Consider the following 5,701-nt stretch of genomic DNA (forward strand, 5'->3'; position numbering starts at 1 on the left):
TTGGAGCCGTACTCCAAGCACCGGTCGGATTGCCATATTTGACCGGAGTTGGTACCGCAACTTGCTTGATGCCGATATTGATAATCGAATGAGCGAAACGGGCCTCGCCCGTGCCTATGAGGATGTACGTGCCTTCGAGCGTCAATTACGGGACGGGGGCACAATCATTCTTAAATTCTTCCTCGAAATTTCCAAGGAGGAGCAAACCACCCGTTTAGCCGCCTTGCAGGCAAACCCGGCAACCGCCTGGCGGGTGGACGATGCGGTGCTACAACGCTTGGACCGATATAAGGAATACAACGAAGCTGTTACCCGGATGTATCGGGAATCGGATACAGATGCACCCATACCTTGGATTAAGCTTCAGGCAAAGGACAGTTATCAGGCAACCGCCAATGCCCAGAGGGTCATGATCGAGGTGCTGGGAAAAAGAGTAAAACTTGCCAAGAAGGATGGGTTTTCCACTCCTAAGCCAAATAAGCCTGTTCCTTTGCCTCACTTTTCCAATGCTCCCAAGCTCAGGGATGTTGATCTTTCTTCCAGTCTCTCCAAAAAAGAATACCTCAAACTGATTGAAGAGAAGCAGGCAAAGATACATGACCTGCACTACGAGATGTATCGCCGGCGCGTTCCTATGGTCATCGTTTATGAGGGCTGGGATGCTGCAGGGAAAGGAGGAAATATTCGCCGCTTAACGGCCCGGATGGATCCACGCGGCTATGAGGTCATCCCGGTGTCGGCCCCCAATGATATTGAAAAGTCCCATCACTACCTTTGGCGTTTCTGGTCGGAATTTCCCAAGGCTGGACACCTTGCGATCTATGATCGTTCCTGGTACGGCCGGGTACTGGTCGAACGAGTGGAGGGATTTTGTAAGGAATGGGAATGGAAGCAGGCCTATCGGGAGATTAATGAGATGGAAGAAAATTTCGTTAATGCCGGTACCATTCTGGTTAAATTTTGGATGCACATTGATCAGAAGGAACAACTCAAACGCTTCCAGGCACGGGAATTAAGTCCTAATAAACGATGGAAACTTGGAGATGAGGATTGGAGGAACCGTGAAAAGTGGAAACCTTACGAAGAAGCGACCAACGATATGTTCATGCGGACCCATTCCTCTCATGCCCCCTGGACCATTATTGAAGGAAATTGTAAACGGTTCGCACGTATCCGTGCCTTGGACACTGTGATCGAGGCAATTGAACAGCGCTTTTCCGAGTAATTATTCACTGATTAAATTATTGCCTTCTGGGCAAAGGGGAATCCATCCTGACATCAATCTTGCCAATCTGGTTGTTGGAATTTAATAAATTTAATATCTCAGATTAAACCTGAGTTCATCTCACACGCTTCATAAATTAACCCAAGATTGATTACCCATGGCTTCTGCGACATCTATTTTACCCGAAAAACTTCACGAATATCCTCAACAAGATGTGATCGACGGTTCTACCGGATCATCTGCTTCGATTCTTGATGACTGCCTTAACCAGAACGATGGAGTGTTGCAACTTATGCACCGTTATGCGGGCAGAACTTTTTGTAGCCCAGGTAAACGATTGCGCCTGGATGAAGAATCCTACCACCCCGATTATATGGGAGGCACAGGTCTGGATGAGATCTGGATGGGTTGTACGGTTCCCATCGTTACCGGTGTGATCGATACACGTACTGGCAAAGCTCCGTATCGTGAAGGAGAGTCCCATGTTCTCACCCCGGGTGGACAGGTCATTTCTTTACAGGATTTAATCCTCGCTAATCCAGAGTCGGTGATGGGAGAGAAGACCACCGCCTTTTCGAAAGCGTTGTACGGGGATCCAACCTGGCCGATTGTGTCCAAGAAATTCGACAATTTAAATCCGATTCCTCACCACCTCCACTGGTCCAAGTGGGAAGTCTATGATATTAATTCTTTTGATAATCCAGGCGTGTGCCCATCGCATTATCATACCACTGCCATGGGGCTTTACCCCTTTGTGTCGAAGGATGATTTTCTTGCCTGTATGAAGCGTTTCGGGCAGGGCGAGTATAATGGAGTACGGCACTTATCCCCGCATGTAATGATGCAATTGGATAATGGTTTTGTTATGCCCAACGGTGTATTGCATTCGCCCACCGACCTTTGTACCCATGAGGTGCATGTTACCATGGATGAACACTTCCTTGCTGAAGACCTGACACTTGATGGCCAAATCGGAGCAGCTGATGCCTTTTATGCATGCCGTGAAGAGGACTATCCGAAGGACAAGCATGAGAACTGGGAATACCTCGTAGAAAAGTTCGATTTCGAAGCCAATCAGGATCCAAATTTCGTCCAGAAGAATTCCCGCCCGTCGATCACCGCAGAAGAATTTGCTGGAGATGGAGTGGATGCAAAGTGGATTGTATACGGTAATTTCCTCGGTGACCAAAAGGTATCCATTCTTCGCCTCACCCTGGCACCTGGTGCCAAGACCAACTTTAGCCCGGAGTGTCCCACACTTTTCCACACCAATGGCGGAAGTGGCCGGGTAGGAAAGTTAGCGGTAAATTACCATCAAAATATGGTTCTCGGCCAACTCTATCCAGAAATCGGATTTGTTACCCAGGCTGCCCTGAATAATGGCGGTGTGGAAATTGAGAATACCGGGTCAGAACCGTTGGTACTAACCTTTGATTTCCCACAGAATGCACATTCACAAACCCCTGGTGCATAAGGGTAATTAAGTAGTTACTTTTAATCATACATCCTCCGATTTCAGTTTGAGGCTGTAAGGCATTTCCAACAAAAGCGAAGGGACTTTATCCACCAGTTTAAGTTGTGATTTGTACAGATTGTTAACTATGCCAACCAATTGGTTTTCCTTGCCATGTAGGGAAAAAACCCATTCTTTCCATCTTTTGGCCCCCCATATTCAAAGAAGTAAATGAGCGAAACTACCCAGCCTGCAGAACGCTCCGGATTGTTGTCCGGAGGAAATTGGATCATCGACCAGGTGAAAATCATCGATGTCTATCCCAAGCACGAACAACTGGCCAATATTTACAGCCAGTCCCAGGGAACCGGTGGTTCTCCTTACAATGTTTTACTCGACCTTGCCAAGATGGGGGCAAAGTTCCCGCTCGAAGGAGCCGGCCTTGTTGGGCAGGACAGCCTTGGGCAATACATTGTGGATGATTGTAAGAACCATGGGATTGCCACCGATATGCTCAGTGTATCGCCCGGAACCAGTACATCCTACACGGATGTGATGACCGAGCGGGATGGTGGCCGTCGTACTTTCTTTCATAACCGTGGGGCCAATGCCACTTGGGATGGATCGGAGATCGATTTCAATGCCAGTTCGGCCAAAATCTTTCATTTGGGATACCTTCTTCTCCTTGATGAACTCGATAAGGAAGACCCGGAGTATGGAACCAAGGCAGCCGCCTTGCTTGCCAAGGCAAGGGCATCGGGTATGAAAACAAGTATCGATGTGGTCAGTGAGGACAGTGACCGGTTTTATAAAATTATCGCACCCGCCCTCAAACAGGTGGACTACTGCATTTTAAACGAGGTGGAAGCAAGCAAGGTCACCGGTGTTCAGGTTCGTAAGGATGGAAAACTTCTTGAGGATGGAATTGCCCAGGCCTGTGAAAAACTGTTCGAACTTGGGGTGTCCGAACTAGTGGCCATTCATTTCCCCGAGGGTTCTTATGCTTTGCGGTCTGATGGTGAAAAACTTTTACAGGGTTCTTTGGCCTTGCCTAAAGGATATATCAAGGGAGCTGCAGGGGCAGGGGATGCGTTTTGTTCCGGTGTGCTCTTTGGAGTGCACGAGGGCTGGTCTCTTGAGAAATGCCTGATGACGGGAACTTGTGCTGCCACTGCCTGTATGTCCGATCCTACCTGTACGGATGGTTTGCGCTCCTTGGAGGATTGTCATGCTCTGGCCGATCAGTTCGGATTTGGAGAGGACGAAAATTAAAGCCTTTTTGTAAAACTTTCATCTTTGCGGAAATTCTTCCGCCCCCTTTTTTCCTCCCTAACCAATCCTGTACAATATGTCTAAAAACAGTAATGATTTTAATCCCTCCATTCGGGAAAAGATTTTAAACGAGGCTGCGGCCAACGAAACCTTTCCACCGGCCAAGCCTATTCTTAATGCCCATGCCCACACCTTTTATTCCTTTAATTACAAAGGATATTCACCGACCACTTTTGCCCTGGAGGCCAAACGGGCGGGCTTGGAAATTGGAGGGATTGTGGACTTTGATGTGCTTGACGGCCTTGAGGAATTCTGGACGGCCAGTCGCCGGCTCGATCTTAAGGGCTGTATAGGTTTGGAATCCCGTGTGTTTGTTCCCGAGTTTTCTGAGAGGGTCATTAATTCACCAGGCGAGCCGGGTATCAGTTATCATATGGGCATTGGATTTACCACCACTGCCATACCTGAGGAAGCCCAGAAATTTTTGGACAGTATGCGCCATACTTCGGAGACCCGTAACCGGGCGATGGCAGACCGCGTAAACGCGTACCTTGATCCACTGGTCCTTGACTACGAAAAAGATGTTGCACCCTTAGCCCCTAAGGGGAACGCCACCGAACGTCACCTTTGCCTGGCATATGCCCTAAAGGCAGCAGCTCAATACCCCGAGGAGTCTGCCTTGCGCAATTTTTGGGGAGAAAAGCTAGGGGTGGCTCCTGAAGATTTAAAAGAGTTGCCAGATGGTCGTGCGATTACCGATTTGATTCGGGCTAAAACCATGAAAAAGGGTGGGGTAGGTTATGTACAGCCAGACTCTGGTTCCTTTCCCCAAATGGCAGATATGAACAAATTTGTCCTTCTTTGTGAAGCCCTGCCTACCATTACCTGGCTGGACGGTACCTCCGACGGAGAATCAGCTATTGAAGAACTTGTCGAAGTTTCCCGGTCCACGGGTGCAGTTGCTTTTAATATTATACCCGATCGAAACTATACTCCCGGTTCGCCCGATCAAAAACTTGCCAACCTTAAACAGGTCATTCAATTGACCGAGGATTTGGGTCTCCCTTTAATTGGTGGTACAGAGATGAACAGTCCCGGTCAAAAGTTTGTGGATGATTTTGATTCTGCTGAGCTTAATCCGCACCGTGAAACTTTTCTTCGTGGTGGTCGTATCCTGCATGCACATTCCACTTTGCAAAAAGCAGCTGGTCTGGGATATTTGAGCGATTGGGCAAAGGGGAATTTCTCCGATGTTCACAAAAAGAATGATTTCTTCGCCGAATTTGGAAAAGTATTTTCTCCAAAGGGTGAACAGGTACTGCTTGATCGTTTGAATGGGGAGATGCTTCCCGAGCAAGTGATTGCCCTTGCCGGTGAGGCAATGGGTACCTCCTAATTTTTCTTAGATGGCGGGCTCCTACGTCGGATTTGGATTTGGAGCAATCCAGGGAGGACTGTTTCTCCCCGCTGCTCAGGCATCTAACAACTTTGACCGTTTGGTGGTGGCCGAGATTGAGCCAGACATCGTTCAGGGTGTGCGTGCGAATGATGGATCGTACAGCTGTAACGTCGCCCATGCCGACCGGGTTGAGGTTGTCACTGTTTCTGGAGTGCAAACCCTAAACCCCATCGATTCAGATGATCGTGAGGAGTTAGTCGGGGCAATTGCCGGGGCGAGCGAGTTGGGCACAGCCCTGCCAAGTTTTCATCTTTATGATTCTCCACCCGCTTCGGTTGCCCGACTGCTGGCT

Annotated in this window: 5 protein-coding genes; all 5 read left to right on the forward strand. The window is 48.6% G+C overall.

Annotation, left to right across the window (positions count from 1 at the left end):
- On the forward strand, nucleotides 1-1,225 hold a 1,225-nt coding region (locus ACKPQ4_RS05035; RefSeq protein ID WP_407680117.1), incomplete at its 5' end, for a phosphate--AMP phosphotransferase.
- Between the two features lie 157 nt (nucleotides 1,226-1,382).
- The gene (locus ACKPQ4_RS05040) at nucleotides 1,383-2,699 is read left to right on the forward strand and encodes a hypothetical protein (RefSeq protein WP_407680118.1); all 1,317 of its coding nucleotides are present in this window, start codon (nucleotides 1,383-1,385) and stop codon (nucleotides 2,697-2,699) included.
- 210 nt (nucleotides 2,700-2,909) lie between these two features.
- Nucleotides 2,910-3,950, forward strand: a complete 1,041-nt coding sequence (locus ACKPQ4_RS05045) for a carbohydrate kinase family protein (RefSeq protein ID WP_407680119.1) — start codon at nucleotides 2,910-2,912, stop codon at nucleotides 3,948-3,950.
- A 76-nt stretch (nucleotides 3,951-4,026) separates the two neighbouring features.
- Nucleotides 4,027-5,346 (forward strand): PHP domain-containing protein, encoded by a 1,320-nt coding sequence (locus tag ACKPQ4_RS05050; protein WP_407680120.1) that lies wholly within the window; start codon nucleotides 4,027-4,029, stop codon nucleotides 5,344-5,346.
- 10 nt (nucleotides 5,347-5,356) lie between these two features.
- A partial coding sequence (locus tag ACKPQ4_RS05055; RefSeq protein WP_407680121.1) for a hypothetical protein occupies nucleotides 5,357-5,701 on the forward strand: 345 nt, incomplete at its 3' end.

The organism is Candidatus Chordibacter forsetii (assembly GCF_964187505.1).
Taxonomy (GTDB): Bacteria; Verrucomicrobiota; Verrucomicrobiia; order Opitutales; family Seribacteraceae; genus Chordibacter; species Chordibacter forsetii.